A 17,652-nucleotide genomic window follows, 5' to 3' on the forward strand; every position below is an offset into this window, starting at 1 on the left:
AAGCCTCATTGAGTGCGATTGCAGCGCTCGTTCTTCAGTGTTCCGTTGAATGATTCGGCCCACGCGTTGTCCCAGCAGACTCCCGTCCGGCCCATCGATTGTCTGATGTCGAGCTTCTTCGCGAGTTTCCCGAAGTCGGCGGAGGTGTAAACGGAGCCGCGGTCGCTGTGGAAGATCGTTTTCGCGGCCCGGTTCGGCTGGTTCCTTGCCGCCATTTCGAGAGCTTCGCTGACGAGTTCGGTACGCATGTGGTCGGCGAGGGCGTACCCGACGACCTTCTTTGAATAGCAGTCGAGGACGGTCGCGAGGTAGACCCATCCTTCCCAGGTGCGGATATAGGTGATATCACCGACCCATTTGCAGCCGGGTCGGTTTGCGGTGAAGTCCCGCTTGACGAGGTCGGGGATGTCAGTCGGATCGCCTGGGGTCGTGGTCACCGGCCGCCAGGGCTTGGGCTGGCAGGGTTCCAGTCCTGCTGCGCGCATGAGCCGGCGGACGGTCTCGTGGGCGACTGGACGGCCCCACCGCGCCAGCTGCGCGGTGATGCGGCGGTAGCCGTAGGTGCCATCGGATGCCTGAAAGGCTGTTCGGATGAGTTCGGTGATACCTATACGCCATTCAGCGGTTGCGGAGGTCTTGCGATCGCGCCATTCGTAATAGCTAGATCGATTGACGCCGACCGCCTGGCACAGTCCGCGGATTGATAGCGTGCGGCTGGGGTCGCGTTCTTCGCGGCGAATGAGTTCGAGCTTGGCGGCTAGCGGAACTTCTTCGCGAAGAACGCGGATGCTTTTCCCAAAAACAGGTTTTCCTCTTCGAGTTCGCGGACCCGCCGTTCGAGTTCCTTTATTCGCGCCCTGTCCTGAACGGTCAGTTCTTCTTCGCCGCCGGCACTGCTTCGGCGATGCGCAGCCACCCAATTAGTGAGGGTCTGCGGAACCAGTCCGAGCTCTCGAGCGACGTCCGCGACGGATCGCGACCTATCAATCACCTCGCGCACTGCCTCCGCGCGGAACTCCGGAGAATACTTCCCACGGGAACTGGACATCCCGGGCCTTCCTTTCGGTCATCGCGGTAATCCTACCAATTCCGCGGTGGTCCAGAAAGAATGGGGCACCTCAAACCTCGTCGCGACCGGCGCGACAGGGGACAAAGCCGGCCGTGGCGTCCTCGACCTCCTGGCGGCACCATGACCCGCACGAGCGCCGAGGGCGTGATCATCGACACGTTCCCTGTCGTGCGACACGCCACAGAGGTACGGTCGCTGCTACGCCCCGAGGACCTTCAGCACACGGCCCGGATGGCCGAACGTCGGGCGAGGCAATCCGTGACCGCCGTCGCACGCCTGCGGGAGCTCGTCGCGCGCGAGCACGGCGAACGGGCCGCCGCCGACACGATCACCAGGACCTGCGACGGCTGCGGGGCTGCGCACGGCCGTCCCCGCTTCGCTCACGTTCCGGTCGACTTCAGCCTCTCGCACTCCGCCGACCGAGTCGCGATCGCACTCACGCCGCACGGAACAGTCGGCATCGACATTGAAGCCCTCCTCCCTCGCCGCCCCCTCCGGCTCCTCCCCGGTACGGCGGTGGCGTCGGAGGACACGCTGACCGGGCTCTACCGCCGGTGGACGCAACGCGAGGCTCTCCTCAAGACCGGCCGAAACCATACCGACGCCAGGATATTGCGCACCTTCACGATCGAGAACCGCTATCTCGTGTCCGTTGCGCACTCCCGCACCACTCAGCTCCACCACCCGCACGACCGAAGGATGACTCCGTGACCTCCAGCACCATTGCGCCGCCGACCCGGCAGACGCTGACCCTGATCACGGCCTGCTTGGCCGTTCTCATCCTCCCCGCGTCCCTCACCGGGACCTCCGTCGCGATCCCGCAGATCAACTCCGAATTGCAGCCCGGTCTTGTCGAGCTGCAGTGGGTCGTCAACGCCTACAACCTGACTTTCGCCGCGTTTATGCTCGTCGCCGGCTCCCTGTCGGACATCCTCGGGCGCAAGCGCGTGTTCCTCGCCGGCACGGCGGTCTTCGCGCTCTGCTCCCTCGCGAGCATCCTCACTCAAGACATCGTGCTGTTGGATCTGGCTCGGGGAGCGTCTGGCATCGGTGCGGCAGCCATGCTGACCGCCGGCAGCGCCCTCCTCGCCAACGCCTTCACGGGGAAGGCCCTCGCGACAGCCTTCGCGGTCTTCGGTTCCGCCGCCGGCGCGGGCCTGGCGATCGGGCCCTCTCTCTCCGGGCTACTCGTCGGAGCGTTCGGCTGGCGGGCCGTCTTCGGGTCGCACCTGATCGTGTCGATCGTCGTCTTCCTCCTCGCCCTCGCTGTCCCGGCGGGAACCCGCATCACATCGGCGGCACGCATCGACTGGGCGGGCACGGTCACGTTCACGCCGGCGCTGTTCGCGTTCGTGCTCGGCATCATGCAGGGCCCGCAGCTGGGCTGGACCCACCCATTCGTCCTCGCGCTCGGCGCCGTGGTCGTCCTCCTCGGAGGGCTGTTCGTCTGGGTCGAACGTCACAGCGCACACCCGATGTTCGATTTTGCCCTGCTACGCAATCCGCGGTTCTTCACCCTGTGCCTGATTCCGGTCGCTCTAGCATTCTCGTTCGTGGCGCTGCTGATCTACCTCCCGATCTATCTCACCGCGACCTCAGCCCTCAGCTCCGCGGCGGTCGGGGGGACGATGGCGATCCTGACGGTGCCGGTCATCGTGGTGCCGCTGCTCGCCGGGCGGCTCCTCGCCCGCGGCGCCAGCGCCCGCTGGCTGCTGGCAATCTCTCTGCTGTTGGTCGGTGCCGGGGCGGCGCTGCTCACCGTCATCACCCCGGGCACTCCCGTCTTCGCCCTCGTGCCCCCGCTCGTACTCATTGGTGCCGGCATGGGACTATCCGCGGGGATCCTCGACGGCGCCGCCGTCGCCTCCGTCCCTCCTGAGCGGGCCGGCACCGCCTCGGGCATGTTCAACACCGCGCGGCTCGCCGGGGAGACGGTCGGCATCGCTGTTGTCGGCACCGTTCTCGTCGCCCTCGTCTACAGCACCCTGCGCACGGCACTCCCAGGATCCGACGCCGTCGAGGCGGCGAACCAGGCGCTCAGCGGCAACATCGCCGGGATCGCCGATGGGAACGAGGACATCTTCTCCGCCCTCGCGTCCGCGTTCACCGACGCGTTCCACCTGATGCTGTGGGGTATGACCGTCCTGGCCGTCGCCACGGCGGCAGCGACGCTGATCATCATGCGCCGCCCCCGCTCGGCCGGCACTACCGCCGTCGCGGACGACACCGCCAGTAGTGAAAGCACCGTCGCGTGAGCGGCACCTCCATGCCGCTACAGAATGAGGTGCCGGTGCTGATCGTTGGTGCCGGCCCCGCCGGCCTGATGGCGGCCGTTGAGCTGACCCGGCGCGCAGTCCCAGTCCGGATCATCGACCGTCTCCCGGAGGCGTCCCGGCACAGCAAGGCGCTTGGGGTGTGGCCGCGCACCTTCGAGTTGTTCCAGCGGATCAATCCGCTGCGCCAGCTCGAGCTGGCGGGTCAGTACCAGGAGGGCATGCGCTACTACTCCGACGGCCGCCGGCTCGTCACGATCCCCTACACCAACGAGGCCAGGGCCACCGTGCTTCCTCAACCCGCCATAGAGCGTTTCCTCGAGGCGGAGCTGAACGAGCACGGGATCCACGTCGAACGCGGCACCGAGCTCGTCAGCATCGACGTCGACGACCACCACGCGTCGGCGCGGGCCCTCCGTCACGACGGTACGACGGAGACCATCTCGGCCGGCTACTTGATCGGAGCGGACGGGGCCTCAAGCGCGGTACGGAAGGCGCTGGAGATCCCCTTCGCCGGCGCCACGTATCCGTCGACGTTCGTCGTCGTCGATGCCACTATCGACGGAAATCTCGATCCCGCCCTAACTCACTACTTCTGCTCCACTCGCGGAATACTGGTCATCTCCGCGCTCCCCGAGGGCGGCGTCCGTTTTTTCACCTCCGCGCCACGCGACACCGACCCGGACCGTCTCGACCTCGCCGGTGTGCAACGCATCATCGACGACCGTGGCCCCGGCACCCTTCGGCTCACGAGTGCCCGCTGGATCAGCGCGTTCACCGTCCACGCCCGTCAAGCCGCCCGGATCCGGCACGGGCGTGCCTTCCTGATCGGGGACGCTGCCCACATCCATAGCCCCGCCGGTGGCCAAGGACTGAACACCGGCATCGCCGACGCGCACAACCTTGCCTGGAAGATCGCGCGCGTCCACCATCACCACGCTCACGAGCGCCTACTCGGCACCTACGAGCTCGAACGCCACCCGATCGCCGAGCAGATCGTCCACGCCGCCGACCAGCAGACCCGACTGTGGCTGCTGACCCGCCCGCACCAGATCATCCTCCGTGACCTGCTGCTGCGCGCGGTAGCACGGACCCCGTACTTCTCGAGGGTCTACCTGCCCACCCTCGCGGGCCTGCGTTACCGCTACGACAGCCTGCGTCACAGAGACCAGCGCAGCCGCAGCACGGCGGGAACACTCATCGACGCGCTCGACATCTTCGACGTCAGCAACGAGCGGCTCACCTCGTTGCGACGCGCACTTCCCGACGACACGTACACGCTGCTTTTCGACGGCAACCGCTATGACCCCAACTTGGACGACGTCATCGATAGCGCGCGACGCGTCGGATTCCACCTGCGCACTCTCGACCGCCGCGCCTCCCGACTGTGCACCGGGCCACCCACCCCGGGCGCCATCCGACGCGGACGGATCCTTCTCGTTCGCCCCGACGGGTACATCGCGTTCGCCGGACGCACGCTCACCCCCGATCGCCTCGCAGAACTCACCCACACCTCGGTCCTCGACCTCGCACAGGAGCACGCATGACCACTGTCATCCCGTCCAGCCACCTCGACCTGCTCACCAAGCCCGTCTTCAGCCACTTCACGACCCTCCGCAGCGACGGCTGGCCACAGACCAACCCGATGTGGTTCACCTGGGACGGTACGCACCTGCGGCTCACCGGAACCACCACCCGCTACAAGCACCGCAACATCCTCCGCGACCCCCACGTCACGCTCTGCATCAGCGACCCCGCCCAGCCCTACCGATATCTCGAGGTGCGAGGCGTCGTCGTCGACATCGCCGATGACAGCAAGGGAGTGTTCTTCGCGGAACTCGCCGACCGCTACGCACTGCCGATGGACGGACCGCCCGACGACGTCGCCGACCGCGTCGTCTACGTCATCGCACCAGATCGAGCCACAGTGCAATGACACAGGAGAGACAGAACGTAACGGCGTAACCTCGTAGGCATCAGTGTTCACCGGAGAGACAGGACTTTACTGATGCCGCTATCGGGTCACGAGCAGCTGCAAGCCGAGATGTCGACCAGGGTCGGCAACGGTATCAAGCGCGTCGAACAACTCCTCGAACAAGCGAAGACGCGCGCGCTGCGCTCCTTCTCCCTCACTCTCCCGCAGTACGTCACCCTGATGGTGTTGCACTACGTGCCCGGGCAGTCCGCAGCGCAGCTCTCCCGCACTGCGCTCGTCTCGACTCAGACGATCGCTACGATTCTCGGGAACCTCGAGAGGAAGAACCTGGTCACCCGGGACGTGTCCGACCTTCACGCGCGTGTCCTCGTCAATGAGCTCACCCCGGAAGGTCACGCGCTCGCCGTCGAGTCTGACGAGAAGGTGCGTGCGGTCGAGAGCGATCTCCGCGCCGAGTACACGGACACCGAATTCGCTCAGTTCCAAGAGTTCCTCGAACGAGCAGAGGCCCATTTGCTCGCGGGCCGCATCGCCGCCTGAGTGCTCCGCTTGCGGATCCAGGGCTTCTCGGGCCGAATGATGCCGGATCCGATCACGACAACCGTCCCTCGACCTCAAGGAGATCCCGCCATGTCACTTCCACTTACGACGCTCGGCGACGATCTCAGCGTCAGCGTCCTCGGATTCGGCGCCATGGCCCTCACCGGCGTGTACGGCTCAAGTACCTCTGCGGAGAATCTCGCGGTCCTTCACCACGCTCTCGATAGCGGCGTGACCTTCATCGATACCTCCGACATGTACGGCGCTGGGGAGAGCGAACGCACCATCGGAGAGGTCGCCGCGACCCGACGGGACGAGATGACGATCGCGACGAAATTCGGAATTATCGGCCGCACCGACGACCGCAGCCTGCGCGCCCGCAACGACCCTGCGTACGTCCGCCAAGCCATCAACGCCAGCCTCACCAGGCTCGGCATCGACACCATCGACCTCTACTACCTGCACCGCCGCGACGTGACGATCCCGATCGAGGACGTCGTCGGAGCGATGGCGGAACTCGTCACCGCGGGAAAGGTCCGCCACCTCGGCCTCTCCGAAGCCACCGCCGAAGAACTCGAAGCCGCGCACCGTGTCCACCCGATCGCCGCGATCCAGAGCGAAGGGTCCGTCTGGAGTCGCGACGTCGAACGCGCCGTCATCCCCGCCGCCGCCCGCCTCGGCATTGGATTCGTCCCGTACTCACCGCTTGGCCGCGGCTTCCTCACCGGAACACTCACAGCCCCCGCCGTATTCGCGAACGACTGGCGCTCAGGCCTCACCCGGTTCAGCGGCTCCGCCTTCACCACCAACCAGGCCATCGTCGACACCCTGACCGCGATCGCACGCACACAAGGCGCAACACCCGCGCAGATCGCTCTCGCCTGGCTCTACGCCGCCGCCGCCCGCCTCGGCCTCCCCGTCGTCCCCACCCCCGGAACCCGACGCACCACCCGCCTCGACGAAAACAGCGGCGCGACACGTCTCACCCTCACCGACGAGCAGATTTCCGCCCTCGATAAGCTCTCCGCCGGCGTCGTCGGCAACCGATCCGACTTCCACGACCCGAACTGGACCAGCGACCAACGAGAACGGCACGACGCCGAACGCGCGTAACTCCAGGCACCATCGGCACTACGGCCCCCGCGGCATCCCGATCCTCGATGTGTTCGGCAGGGGCGGCCTGGTGAAGCTCTGGTCGGGCAGGCCGCACATGCCGAGGACATGGTCTGCTTGCAGCGCATGGGCACCCCTGTCTGCAGGAGCAGCAGGCTGACCGCCGTTGTCCGGCCCCTGGTCTTTCGAGGACTCGGCCCGATTCCTTGGCTTGCAAGCCGCAGCCATAATCGTCTACATCTACCGCCGCCGCCACGCTCAGCAGGCCGGATGACAGGACCAGCACTCATGGCTACACGGTAGGAACCACGACGTCGCCGCCTGACAGCTGGTTGGTCGATCTGTTGAGAGCGTGGCGATCTCGCACCTGGGGAGGAGGCGTGCGCCGCTGTCCTCGGCGACGGGCGCGCCCCTCAAGCTGCCCGGGTGTTCCCCGCTCCGGGGCGCGAGGTGCCCTCCTGCAGCGGCGACGGAGCACCTTCCCCGAAAGATGAGGACCGCAGCACGTCTTTCCGCTCCTGAGAGCTTCACGGGATCGCCACAGAATCACGCTCCGCGTGATTCTGCGCCATTAGGGGCTGCTGCCGGATGACCCGAAACGGCGGGGGAGTGCGGCGGTGTCGAGGTCTGCTCGCGTCGGCCGCGTCGCGCTGATGATGGGTGGGTGAGGCGAGGAGACCGCCGGACCTTTTCAGCACTCGAACGTATGTTCTACTCTCCTCGTGGGTACGAGAATCGCCGCTACGAGCGCCACGTCGGGGCGCAGATCGACCGTCGAATCGAGGAGTGCGCGCACCGCGGCTCCCCCCTCGGCTTGACCGAGGAGGAACTCGACAAGACTCGACAGCGGCCGACCTGGGCGAGTGTTCCGCGGCCCGTCTGGGCGTGGATCCGATACCCCGCGACGTCGGTACGAGTCGCTGGCCTCGCGCTCGCCTGGACCCGCCGAGCGGTCATGGTCGAATGGAACGAAGACGGATCCACACGGCGCCTCTGGGTGTGGGCGTCCGCCGTGGAGGCCAGGGCCATCTCCCCAGGGGCCTGATGGGCGGCCCTTGGCGATAGGGGACCGGCTACTGTGCCCGGATCGTCGCAATGTCCGCGAGGAGTCGGTTGCGCTCCGCGGTCACTGCTTGCAGTGCCCCTTCTGCCTTGTCGGCTCGCGAGGTCTCCTCCGCCAGGCGTCCCGATAGCACACGGGCTTTTTCCAAGGCCGCCCGACGCGCAGTGACGAGTTGCCTTGCGCTGGACAACTCGATGCTCTCTCGTGCGTTAGAAGTCAGGAGCGGTACCCGCCGACGTCCTCGCGTGTACGAGCTCGTGCGGCTCAGCAGCAGGGCCGAGCTGATGCACAAGCCACATCCCAGGATCCTCCGCGGAGCCTGCTTCGGGCCGCCAGATCAGGGTGAGCAGAGCAGCAGCCGCCATCGGTGTCTCTTCCGTGACCGTGAAGCCGTCCCGAACGCTGGGGATGATCTTGAAGAACCCAACGTCGGGTGCTCCCGGCAGGCGATTCACCAACGAACCGAAGCCGGGCTCGTGAATGCCGTCGTAGAAAGTCTTGGCGTCCGAGAAGTCACCCCAGTGAGGTCTGCTCTCTGGGGTCACAAGAGTCGACAACCACCTAACATCGGGTTCCGGTTCCGCGAGAGCGTTGACGAACGCGAAAGCTGTCGTGAGGGGGTGATGAAGCCCCATCGATTCCATCTTCACTTGCTCGTCGTCGAACGACGTCCAGCCCTCGGTGTCATCAGCCATGAACTGATCATAGAGCGGCGGTCGCTATCGCTGAAGCTCCGCAACGTGTTCTGCGATAGCGTGTAAGGCATGTGCAACATTCTTCGCTGCGACGTCGGTGCCTGTCCCGGTCGACTTCGACCCGGCCGAGGGTTGCGGTGCTAGCTTGGGGTACTCGCTCAGGTCGAATCGAAGGTGGTCCTCGTACCGCCGAGTGTCCCGGGAGCCACCCGGCTGCCAGCTGTAACACATCAGGATCTCGCCCGCCTCGGGAGCGCCGAAGTCTTCTCGAGGCGACGCGCTCTCTGAGTCAGGCAACCGCCAGAAGACCCTCCGACGAGCGCCGGGGGCGAGGTCGAAGCCTTGAGAGAAGAATCGTCCAAGAGCCGGTCCGATCTCGTCCGATGTTGACTGCTATGACCGAGACCATTCTGGGGCGCGAGCTTCTTAGGGAAGTTGACCGCGTCGATTCCCGGGCGTTATCCGCGCAACACCCACGCCTGACAACACCTTTTTCGTCGATTGCCGATATTTCGTGCTTTCAGATCGCTATTCAGTGCCACGAAAGGGGGGCAAATCTGGGATGATGGACCCCAGGACGTCGAGAGCATGTCGGGCTCGACGGTCCCCGGACAGACGAAAAGCCCAGGACCGCGCCAACGGCCTGAGCTTGAGTCTGTTCGCCAGTCGGTGAACGCTTGGGAATGTGTACCCGTATACATCTACGGAAATACTACGCGGCAGGGAGCTATTCACAAGGCCGCGGCGCACCCTCGGGCGTGTCGCAGTCATCTACGGCCCCGGCTGTGGAGTGTGGGTGGCACCCTCCGACCAGGCGCCACCGTCCTTTGTGAACTCGACCAGGCTCTTCGGAGGACACAATGAGCACTTCGTGCGCTCACTGCGGCGCCTCTTCGCGGACACGCTTCACGGTAAGGCGTGGCTGCCACGGCAGCCGTCCACGCCGCGTTGACGGTCGGGAGATGGTGGTTGGGGCTCTAGCCCCACGAGGCTCCGCACCCACGGGTGCGGAGCCTTTCCCATTCCGGGGAGCGCGTATCGAAAGTACATACCAAAGTCGTCGCGTCGGCGCTCGAACATGAGGCTTATGCAAAATACGATTGATCGAGATGGATTTGCGCGTGTCGGTCACGAATAACACCGGCTAATCCGCTTTGATTGAAGAGCAGCCTCTAACAGAAACTCTTCGCAAAGGAACCAGCCGGTGCGCACACAGTCTACTACGGGAATGACGGCCGAGCACTACGCGATCCTCGCCGAACGGATCGAGAACGAGTTCATGTGGCGTCGGCGGCGAGGACGTCCGCGCAGACTTTCCCTCGAGGGAGCATTGCGGGTCACTCTTCTCTATTATCGCCAGAATGTGACCGAGCAGTTGATCGCTGATGTGGTCGGTGTCAGTCAGTCGACCGTGTCGCGAACGATCGCGTCGGTTGAGGCGATGCTCAATGTCGTGATAGACGACGAGTAACCGGACGTCGAGGCCGCGCTCCGCGGGACAACGGCCGTCATCGACGGCACGCTCCTGCCGTGCTGGTCCTGGTCGGACGCGCCAGAGCTGTACTCCGGGAAACACATGACCACGGGGCACAACTGCCAGGTCCTCGCCGATCTCTCCGGTCGGTTGATCCACATTTCGGATCCGATCGCGGGCAAGCATCACGATGCCCACGCGTTTCGAGAAACCGGGTTGGCCGACACCGTTAACCTCTCGAACACGCTGGCCGACAAAGGCTATCAAGGCACCGGAATGGTCACACCAATAAAGAAGAGGCCAAGCGAAGAACATCTGCCAAATTACGCCAAACACCACAATCGCTTCGTGAACACCCACCGCTACGTGATCGAGAGAACAATTGCTAGCATCAAGACCTGGCGGATATTCCACACCGACTACCGGCGGCCACTGCGCACCTTCCGAGATGCCTTCAACGCCGTCCGCGGACTCATCTTTTTCACTCGGCAAAAAACCAATTTTGCATAAGCCTCCATGTGTGCGGTTCGCTGTATGTTGTTGTCCACCCGACTTCGAAGCGGTGGCGTCCTCGAAACGAGGGACATGAAGATCCGCGTCCATGAACTCGCAGTCGAGCTGGGGTTGCCCGCCCGCCGGCTCGTCGACCATCTCCGTGAAATCGGCATTCACGTCAAGGGCCCAAGCAGCTCCCTCGAGGACGCGGACGCAGTGACCGCTCGCCGTCTCGTGCCGGCACGAGACGCGCACTCGCGGTGGCCTACCGAGCCTGCGACGAAGGATCGACAGCTCGCCGAACACCAGCTCTTCGAGCGAAGCGGATATGCCACCTTCTCGGAGTGGCGCCACGCGCGCGAGGTAGCCCAGGCGACGTCTCCCAGCCGACAGGCTGCCGCCTCACAATCGGTGGACATCTGGGAGGCTGCGCGTCGGTCGCGACAAGAAGCGGATCAACGTCGCTGGAGCGACCCTCTCGATCAACCATCGCCGTCCGCGCGCCGTCCGCGCCAGTCCTTCGTGCAGGGCGGAGCCCCTGGTCTCGGGAAGCGACGCTAGCTGACGCACCTAAAAAGTGAGGTGGGCAGAATCGCTCGGACCCTACAGTACGTTGGCGGTGCCTTCGAATCGCGCGCGATCGTTGGCTCGAACTACGCCGGCGCCGAGGCGCGCGATCGCATCCGTGCTGCCTGGGGGCACCGTCCCGTAAGAGGATGCCCTTACGGGATAGGCTCGCCGCGGTCGCGTCGGTGGTGCAGGCGACCTGAGCGGCTAGACGTTCACGGTCGTCTGCACGAGTGCCGGCGCGAAGCAAAGAGTTGTGCAGACGAGCGTGGGGAATGACCCCGCGTGTCGGTTTTCGTAGTCGGCTGCGCTTCTGCTCGAAGTCCACTGCATGGAGAGTTTCGGGCCGGCGGTGAGGTCGCGGGCTCGGCGCGGGCGCCGGGACAGACAGTTGTTCTCGGGTCAGCCTTCGGGAGAATGCGACGGCGCCGAGGATGGAAGTAGACAGGCCGTGCGCATGTGTCGACTACGAGGGGTGGCCGCGGCGTGATGGGAAGAAGAGAACCATGACCAATCGCTCTGCTCGTATCGTTGCAACGTCCGCCGCCACGTGCGCTCTCATCACTGCCTCGTTGCTGACCGTGACGCCTGCCATAGTGGCGACTCCGACCAGTGATGCTGTTGCTTCGTCGCCTCTCGCGGACGGCGCACCCGAAGTTGCACCCATGTACGACGCGGCCGTTGCGGCCCCCGGACCGGATGACCTCACGTGGGAAGAAGCCGCCGAAGTCAGCACCGATTCATCGGTCACGTTCACAGATTCACCGGCGAGCACTGCGAGCGTGGCACGAGCCGATACACGATCGCAGCTGCAAACGGGCAGGCTTGCAGCATCAACACCGGCAACGTCTACAAGCGTGCTTCAGGGGGAGAGTTCCCATACGGTGCCGTTGGTGGGCATCCTGCCACGCAGTGCACGGTGATCATGGCGCAGATCTCTCAGACCACTGATCTGTACAAGACGGTGTGGTGGGGGCTGCAAAAAGTGGCGGGCCCTTTCACCTCGGTGAATGTGGGCCAGGGGCGTCTCGAACAGACATCCCCGATTCGCAAGTGCGATGACCTTCGTCAGACGACTTTCCGGATGATCGTCAGGAGCACCGGCACGTTCCCTACGGGCACGACGGGGACTGCATCGGCGTACGAGGAAGCGAACCTCGCGTGCGGTACTCATTAGCACCCAAGCGGCGCGGGGCCGCTCCAGCCCCCGCGCCGCTCATTCTCCCGTGTCGTCGGGTCCGAATGTGACGTAACCAGGCCCACTGTCGTATCGGTATCCGAGCGTGAACTTCGCGTAGATGACCCCTTTAGGGAAGCGGTGCTGAACCTCCTCAGCGAAGGTGGCCGCGTCAGCTTCCGATGCGAAGACGCCAAGGATCGTGTTGTTCGGCGATTCGTCGTGCTGCACGACCCACACATCCGGCGGGAGCACTGCGTGTGTCTCTTCGTGCTGACGTCGTTTCCACACCATCGGTGCCTCCTGATCCTTGAACTACCATCATGCTCGTACGGGCGACCTCGTCGAAGCGACAGTAGGTGTCTTGGAAAACATTAGCTTTCTGAGACACCCCGTCGATGGTCGATTCGAGGTCGGCCTCGTCCGACACGGCAGCAACCTTGCTGTCTCAACAACTCGTCCCGCCGAACATCGTCTCAGGAGAGTGCCCGAAGGGATTTCCGAGTCAGAACGTGCTCGTAAGGCTTCTCGGGTATACGCGTGTGAGTACGTCGAGTCAGGACGCGCAGTTGCAGGTCGACGCGCTCTCGGCCGCCGGGGTGCAGAAGCGCGACGTGTTCGCTGACGTGACGTCCGGCAGCAAGACCGCCATCGAGCGGCGCGGGATGAAGAAGCTCCTCGAGTACGCCCAGGATGGGGACACCGTCGTCGTCTGGCGAGTAGACCGGCTCGGCCGGTCACTGATCGACGTCCTCAACACCGTGAACCTGCTGCGCGAGCGGGGGGTGCAGGTCAGGTCGATCTCCGACGGCATCGACCCGTCGACGTCGACGGGCCGGTTGATGCTGAACATGCTCGCCACGCTCGCGGAGTACGAGCGGGAGCTCATCGTCGAGCGCGTCAACGCCGGCATCGCGGCCGCTCGTGCGAACGGGACCCGGTTCGGTCGGCCTCTGTCGGATCCTGTCGTGGTCGCGGACAAGCTCGCGATCGCCGCCGACGCGCGAGCGCGCGGCCGCACCGCCGAGGACGCCGCTCGACTCGTCGGGTGGAGTCGCGCGACGCTCTACCGTCACCAGCAGGCCCACGCGGCCCGGGAGAGCGCAGGGATGTAGCGAGACATCGACGTTTCGAGCGGTGGTGGACGCATCACTGCGGTGCTCGTGACGTTCGTCAAGGCGCCCGCGCCGAGCAGCGATGGTTGACCGGACACCGCGGAGATCTCCGCGCCTCTGCGACGTGGCGCCTCCGATTTCGTCCCGTAAGACCCGCCCGGTGCCTTGTCCGTTAAGGGGGTGTTCACTTGGACACTAGGATCATGACTGACCTCGTTGGCTACGCACGCGTCTCGACCGACAAGCAGGACGCGCAGGCGCAGCGCGACGCGCTGGCTGCTGCCGGCGTTCCAGCTGATCAGATCTACGTGAACTCCGGCCTCACCGGCTCCAACCGTGCGCGTCCTGCGCTGGACGCGGCTCTCGCTGCCTGCCACGACGGATCGACCTTCCTCGTCACGAAGCTCGACCGCCTGGCGCGGTCGATCAGTGATGCTCGCGACATCGCCGACGAGCTGACGCGCAAGGGAGCGCGCCTGAGCATCGGCGGTTCGGTGCACGACCCGACGGATCCGATCGGCCGGCTCCGGGGGAAGAAGCCCAAGCTGAGCCCGAAGATCGAAGCTCACCTCGTCGCGGAGTACAGGTCGGGCAACTACTCGATCGCGGAGCTGGCGGAGCAGTACTCCGTGGGCCGGTCGACCGTGTATCGGGCGGTGCAGCGCGCTGCGGCGGCAGATTCTCGGGTCGCTGATGTGACGCTGACGATGCCGCGGGACAACTGACGTGAGCAGCGGTCGAAACCAGCGCCGGCGAAACGACGCCAGGCGCAGACAGTGGCTCGAATCCACCAGTTCTACCGACGCGCTGCGGCGTCTCTGCGCGATCTGGGAGGAGCGCAACGCTGATCCCATCACGGCGTACTCGACCGAGTTCGATGTTCATGTCGTGGTCGCCTTGCGCGCGCTCGTTGCTCACGGGGTGGACTGTGGTCGAGCGATCGCGACGTTGTACGAAGCGGGTCAGCCCCTCGCCGCTGTCCCCGTCATCCGGACTCTGATGGAAGATGCGATGACCGGGGCATGGCTGCTGAAGACACCCGACGGATGGAAGGGATTTCTCCGCGAGGGAGCTGACACCAGGAGGAAGCTCTTGGGCAACATACGAGTCGCGAAGCCTGGTCTACGCGAGGACCTGGTGGGGGCGGAACTCCAACGAGCGAAGGAGCTGCTCGACCAGTACGACACCTTCAAGGATGAGAAGGATTTCTTCCAGCGGGCGAGGTCGGTCACTGGGTCGGAGGATCTGTACCTCCTGTTCCGGATGGCCTCTGGCGTCAGCCATGCCGGCGTCCGAATCGTCGACCTCTACACCAAGGAGGACCCCACCAGCTCGTCTGGTGTCGGCTGGCTCGAGAAGGCTAACTACGAGCAGGCGGACATGTGGATGCGAATCGCATCGGCTCTTCTCGTGCGGGCGCTGGTTGCCTGGAACCACGTCCTTGCCGGGAACCCTCTCGAGCCGGCGCTTGCGCCTCTCGCAAAGCGACTCGGCGAAGCCCCGGCACTCACCTTTGGGCCGCTCTTCCAGACCGCATCGGAGCCGACATCGAGCTGACCTACAGCTGTAGGCGACGGAGCAGATTGGCCAGCAGGATCACTGCGTCAGCGGCGATTCCTGATTCCTGCCGGGTGACTGTCGAACGCCGGTGCTTGACAGCCTGCGCGAACTCGATCGCAGCTCGGGCGAGCTTTCGAAGTCCTGCGTTGTCGGATCCGACCAACTCGACCTCGATGTACCGAGTCAATCGCTCCTTCGTCATCTGCACCGGCGGCTCTGGATCGTCCCCGCGCTGGTGGCGCGCGTGGTCGTAGACCGTTTCGGACAGCGCCTCCAACAGCGAGACGCAGTCGTTTCCGATGTTGGAGTAGTCCTGCTGCGAGGATGCGATCTCGAAGTGCTTGCGCATCTCCGCAACTTCCTCGTCAACGCGAGGCCATCCCGTGACTCGATGAGGCGAGATCGCCGTCGCGAGCGTCGAGGTGATCGATCTGGCTTCGCGTTCGCGCAGGAGGCCATGCAACGGATTGAAGATCCCGTCGAGAAGATCGCGGCGCACCTGCCAGCTGCCGCTCCCGGTCGCCCCGACCGAGCGCCAGTGCTTGGAGAACGTGTCGAAGTCGATGAACGGCGGGCTGAATCTCGTTCGGTCGATGCCGAGTCGCGTCAGCAGTGCCAGCAGGGCGCGCATGACGAGGGCCGATTGGTCCTGGCTGATGTCAGCGCCCTTAGTGGCATGGTCTTCGAACTCTTCGTGCGTGAAGCGCGCGAGTGCGACTGCTGTTTCGAGGTCGGCGTGACCCGTGACGGGACCTTGGGTGAGTTCCGTCAGCAGTGTCTCATCTAGAGCGCGGCTGACTGTATCCGGACCGCCAAAGAAGTTGGGTGTCGTCGTCTCGATCCAAAAGTCCCAGGCGTTCACGGCGCCCAGGGTACCGAGGTATCTGGCCGTGCTGATCGGTACCGAGGCCATCCATCCGATAAGCGGCGCGATGCCGGAGGCGGGCGGCCGTCAGGAGTGCCCCGGAGGGGCATCCCGGAGGGAAGCGCAGCGCTCTTGACGGTCGGTCGGCGTAGGCAAGAGTGAAGCGTCGGATGGACGGCCGGACCGTAGCCTGCGCGCTCGTCGTGGGATCTGCCCGAGCTGATCGACGTCGCGCTCCGTGCTGCAAGGGAAGCCGCCCTGGTGGCGGTTGACCCACGGGCGCATCGAGAAGCGCATGAGGCCCTCGATGAACTGATTGCTGCGCTGCGGCACCAGCCTGTCGCCGAGCCCTCGTTGCGTCTCTCTGCCTAGGCAGGGCTCCGGCGGACGATCGTGGCCACCGGCTCGTCGGCACCGCAGCCACAGTATTAGCGATGTACCTGCGTATTCGTGACCGGCGGGTGACGGTGACAGCTGCCGGCGCGTTCAGAGAGCTTCTGATGCATGTCGCGGGCTTCCGTTGCCGCGAGGCCCGGCGGCCGCTGCCCGGTCTGCAAGGGCGAGGGATTTCAGCCGCGGCTGGTGGCCTCCGACACGGCTGTTCGGAGGATCCAGAAGCACAGTGTCCAAACACCCGCTTGCAGGGGGATCAGCACGAAGGGCAGCCACGCGATGCGGCGTCCGTGCCGGTAGCGGAGGATCATCGCGATCCCGCCGGCCACGGCGATCACCGGGGGCGCGAGCACCGCGATCGTGTGGACGACGGCGATCAGCCCGACGTCGCAGGTCAGCCACCGGCAGGGTGCCGTCACGAACCCGAATCCGACGGCGAGCACGCTCAGCGCCGGCGCGGCGAGGAGCATCAGAGCCGCTCCGATGAGGCCGATGATCCCGTCTGCCCGTCGTGTCAGCAGCGAGCCCCGGATGCTGCTGCGGCCTCGCGGCGATCGTGTCGGGAGTGCGTTCGACGGTGCCGTGGCTGAGGGCTCCCATGGCCAGGTGTCGACGTCGGCGGCGGGGACGATGCGGTAGATGGGCCATCCGCGCACGCACAGGCCGAAGAAGACGGTGCTCTCGCAGTGGGAGCAGTGGAGGAACTGCACGACGGTGTACTTCGTCTCGGCGAGGATGAGCGCCTTCATGTCTGTGATCGGGCAGTCGCCGCGGAGCGCGGTCATCGCGCCGCTCTCCACCGCGGACAGGAGAGCGTCGAGGGTCTCGAATGCGTCGATAGGCCCGCCGCGTTCGACGTTGTCGGGCGGTGCGGGCACGACGAGTGAGGTGCAGTCGCGGCAGCCGGAGAGACCGGTCGTCACGCTGTCAGCCCCTCGGAGTGGTGCCGGCGCTGACCAGGCCGTAGCTGATGAGCACGACGAGCAGGACGGCGCCGACGCCGGTCCAGGGGATCCAGGCGACGCGCCGACCGGGTCGCAGCCGCCAGACCAGCAGGAGGATCGTGGCGATCACGGTCACGACGATCCCGAGCGGGCCGAGGAGCAGGCCGGTCGCGATCAGCGTGTCGTCGCACTCGCCGAAGCAGGCGTCGGTGGCGAATCCGAACAGCTGCGTCGCGAACCCTCCGACCGCCGCGGACAGCAGGAGAGCGATCACGCCGCAGAGCGCACCCCACCGGTCGGCGGTGAGCGCCGGCTCTCGCGGGTGCATCGGGGCCGGAGCGTCGTGAGCCATCGTTTCCCCCTGCGGCGGTGG

At 65.4% G+C, this 17,652-nt stretch carries 19 protein-coding genes; 12 read left to right on the forward strand and 7 right to left on the reverse strand.

From position 1 onward, the window contains the following. Window positions 1-5: 5 nt before the first annotated feature. A complete protein-coding gene (locus A6122_RS17175) occupies window positions 6-788 on the reverse strand; it encodes an IS3 family transposase (RefSeq protein WP_237358296.1) in 783 nt (260 codons plus the stop codon). Next, window positions 758-1,048 (reverse strand): transposase, encoded by a 291-nt coding sequence (locus tag A6122_RS15335; RefSeq protein ID WP_084415695.1) that lies wholly within the window; start codon window positions 1,046-1,048, stop codon window positions 758-760. The genes A6122_RS17175 and A6122_RS15335 overlap by 31 nt, the downstream gene beginning before the upstream one ends. Before the next feature lie 279 nt (window positions 1,049-1,327). On the opposite strand from A6122_RS15335, the gene A6122_RS16875 reads away from it, so the two are divergent. From A6122_RS16875 to A6122_RS00365, 6 genes are all read left to right on the forward strand, one after another. After that, a complete protein-coding gene (locus A6122_RS16875) occupies window positions 1,328-1,780 on the forward strand; it encodes a 4'-phosphopantetheinyl transferase family protein (protein WP_167542318.1) in 453 nt (150 codons plus the stop codon). Then, the gene (locus A6122_RS00345; protein ID WP_068250175.1) at window positions 1,777-3,324 is read left to right on the forward strand and encodes an MFS transporter; all 1,548 of its coding nucleotides are present in this window, start codon (window positions 1,777-1,779) and stop codon (window positions 3,322-3,324) included. The genes A6122_RS16875 and A6122_RS00345 overlap by 4 nt, the downstream gene beginning before the upstream one ends. Then, the gene (locus A6122_RS00350; protein ID WP_068250178.1) at window positions 3,321-4,889 is read left to right on the forward strand and encodes an FAD-dependent monooxygenase; all 1,569 of its coding nucleotides are present in this window, start codon (window positions 3,321-3,323) and stop codon (window positions 4,887-4,889) included. The genes A6122_RS00345 and A6122_RS00350 overlap by 4 nt, the downstream gene beginning before the upstream one ends. Further along, window positions 4,886-5,278 carry a PPOX class F420-dependent oxidoreductase gene (locus A6122_RS00355; protein ID WP_068250179.1) on the forward strand — a complete coding sequence of 131 codons (393 nt, stop codon included), beginning with the start codon at window positions 4,886-4,888 and terminating at the stop codon, window positions 5,276-5,278. The genes A6122_RS00350 and A6122_RS00355 overlap by 4 nt, the downstream gene beginning before the upstream one ends. 72 nt (window positions 5,279-5,350) lie before the next feature. Next, window positions 5,351-5,818, forward strand: coding sequence for a MarR family winged helix-turn-helix transcriptional regulator (locus tag A6122_RS00360; protein WP_068250182.1), 468 nt, complete (start codon window positions 5,351-5,353; stop codon window positions 5,816-5,818). A 90-nt stretch (window positions 5,819-5,908) separates the two neighbouring features. After that, window positions 5,909-6,931 (forward strand): aldo/keto reductase, encoded by a 1,023-nt coding sequence (locus tag A6122_RS00365; RefSeq protein WP_068250185.1) that lies wholly within the window; start codon window positions 5,909-5,911, stop codon window positions 6,929-6,931. Window positions 6,932-8,203: 1,272 nt separating this feature from the next. Here A6122_RS00365 and A6122_RS00375 read toward each other — a convergent pair. Then, window positions 8,204-8,689 (reverse strand): hypothetical protein, encoded by a 486-nt coding sequence (locus A6122_RS00375; protein ID WP_068250189.1) that lies wholly within the window; start codon window positions 8,687-8,689, stop codon window positions 8,204-8,206. A 1,228-nt stretch (window positions 8,690-9,917) separates the two neighbouring features. On the opposite strand from A6122_RS00375, the gene A6122_RS00380 reads away from it, so the two are divergent. The 3 genes from A6122_RS00380 to A6122_RS17615 all read left to right on the forward strand — a co-directional run bounded on the left by A6122_RS00380 (window position 9,918) and on the right by A6122_RS17615 (window position 11,219). Further along, window positions 9,918-10,160: a helix-turn-helix domain-containing protein gene (locus A6122_RS00380; RefSeq protein WP_068250191.1), complete on the forward strand. Its 243-nt coding sequence runs from the start codon at window positions 9,918-9,920 to the stop codon at window positions 10,158-10,160. Between the two features lie 87 nt (window positions 10,161-10,247). Next, window positions 10,248-10,673, forward strand: a complete 426-nt coding sequence (locus tag A6122_RS15345) for a transposase family protein (RefSeq protein WP_237358291.1) — start codon at window positions 10,248-10,250, stop codon at window positions 10,671-10,673. Window positions 10,674-10,748: 75 nt separating this feature from the next. Then, window positions 10,749-11,219 (forward strand): translation initiation factor IF-2 N-terminal domain-containing protein, encoded by a 471-nt coding sequence (locus tag A6122_RS17615; RefSeq protein WP_167542319.1) that lies wholly within the window; start codon window positions 10,749-10,751, stop codon window positions 11,217-11,219. A gap of 1,222 nt (window positions 11,220-12,441) precedes the next feature. Here the strand turns inward: A6122_RS17615 and A6122_RS00390 are convergent. Continuing rightward, window positions 12,442-12,633: a hypothetical protein gene (locus tag A6122_RS00390; protein WP_068256775.1), complete on the reverse strand. Its 192-nt coding sequence runs from the start codon at window positions 12,631-12,633 to the stop codon at window positions 12,442-12,444. 281 nt (window positions 12,634-12,914) lie between these two features. Between A6122_RS00390 and A6122_RS00395 the strand changes: the two genes are divergently transcribed. The 3 genes from A6122_RS00395 to A6122_RS00405 all read left to right on the forward strand — a co-directional run bounded on the left by A6122_RS00395 (window position 12,915) and on the right by A6122_RS00405 (window position 15,074). Continuing rightward, complete coding sequence (locus A6122_RS00395; RefSeq protein ID WP_068250196.1) at window positions 12,915-13,517, forward strand: recombinase family protein; 603 nt, start codon at window positions 12,915-12,917, stop codon at window positions 13,515-13,517. 203 nt (window positions 13,518-13,720) lie between these two features. Further along, window positions 13,721-14,242: a recombinase family protein gene (locus A6122_RS00400; RefSeq protein ID WP_068250199.1), complete on the forward strand. Its 522-nt coding sequence runs from the start codon at window positions 13,721-13,723 to the stop codon at window positions 14,240-14,242. Between the two features lies 1 nt (window position 14,243). After that, on the forward strand, window positions 14,244-15,074 hold the full coding sequence (locus A6122_RS00405) for a DUF5677 domain-containing protein (RefSeq protein ID WP_068250201.1): 831 nt from the start codon (window positions 14,244-14,246) through the stop codon (window positions 15,072-15,074). Window position 15,075: 1 nt separating this feature from the next. Here the strand turns inward: A6122_RS00405 and A6122_RS00410 are convergent, their stop codons facing one another. The 3 genes from A6122_RS00410 to A6122_RS00420 all read right to left on the reverse strand — a co-directional run bounded on the left by A6122_RS00410 (window position 15,076) and on the right by A6122_RS00420 (window position 17,631). After that, window positions 15,076-15,939 carry a hypothetical protein gene (locus tag A6122_RS00410; RefSeq protein WP_146085127.1) on the reverse strand — a complete coding sequence of 288 codons (864 nt, stop codon included), beginning with the start codon at window positions 15,937-15,939 and terminating at the stop codon, window positions 15,076-15,078. Window positions 15,940-16,511: 572 nt separating this feature from the next. Next, window positions 16,512-17,258 carry a hypothetical protein gene (locus A6122_RS00415; RefSeq protein ID WP_068250206.1) on the reverse strand — a complete coding sequence of 249 codons (747 nt, stop codon included), beginning with the start codon at window positions 17,256-17,258 and terminating at the stop codon, window positions 16,512-16,514. 4 nt (window positions 17,259-17,262) lie between these two features. Further along, window positions 17,263-17,631 carry a hypothetical protein gene (locus tag A6122_RS00420; protein WP_068250208.1) on the reverse strand — a complete coding sequence of 123 codons (369 nt, stop codon included), beginning with the start codon at window positions 17,629-17,631 and terminating at the stop codon, window positions 17,263-17,265. Between the last annotated feature and the right edge of the window lie 21 nt (window positions 17,632-17,652).

Origin of the sequence: Rathayibacter tritici (assembly GCF_001641005.1) — a bacterium.
GTDB lineage: Bacteria > Actinomycetota > Actinomycetes > Actinomycetales > Microbacteriaceae > Rathayibacter > Rathayibacter tritici.

Bases quoted from the DNA above. Each gene is read 5' to 3' on its own strand.
- A6122_RS15335 (WP_084415695.1), bottom strand. From the start codon at position 1,048: ATGTCCAGTTCCCGTGGGAAGTATTCTCCGGAGTTCCGCGCGGAGGCA.
- A6122_RS00355 (WP_068250179.1), top strand. From the start codon at position 4,886: ATGACCACTGTCATCCCGTCCAGCCACCTCGACCTGCTCACCAAGCCC.
- A6122_RS00360 (WP_068250182.1), top strand. From the start codon at position 5,351: ATGCCGCTATCGGGTCACGAGCAGCTGCAAGCCGAGATGTCGACCAGG.
- A6122_RS00365 (WP_068250185.1), top strand. From the start codon at position 5,909: ATGTCACTTCCACTTACGACGCTCGGCGACGATCTCAGCGTCAGCGTC.
- A6122_RS00375 (WP_068250189.1), bottom strand. From the start codon at position 8,689: ATGGCTGATGACACCGAGGGCTGGACGTCGTTCGACGACGAGCAAGTG.
- A6122_RS00380 (WP_068250191.1), top strand. From the start codon at position 9,918: ATGACGGCCGAGCACTACGCGATCCTCGCCGAACGGATCGAGAACGAG.
- A6122_RS17615 (WP_167542319.1), top strand. From the start codon at position 10,749: ATGAAGATCCGCGTCCATGAACTCGCAGTCGAGCTGGGGTTGCCCGCC.
- A6122_RS00400 (WP_068250199.1), top strand. From the start codon at position 13,721: ATGACTGACCTCGTTGGCTACGCACGCGTCTCGACCGACAAGCAGGAC.
- A6122_RS00420 (WP_068250208.1), bottom strand. From the start codon at position 17,631: ATGGCTCACGACGCTCCGGCCCCGATGCACCCGCGAGAGCCGGCGCTC.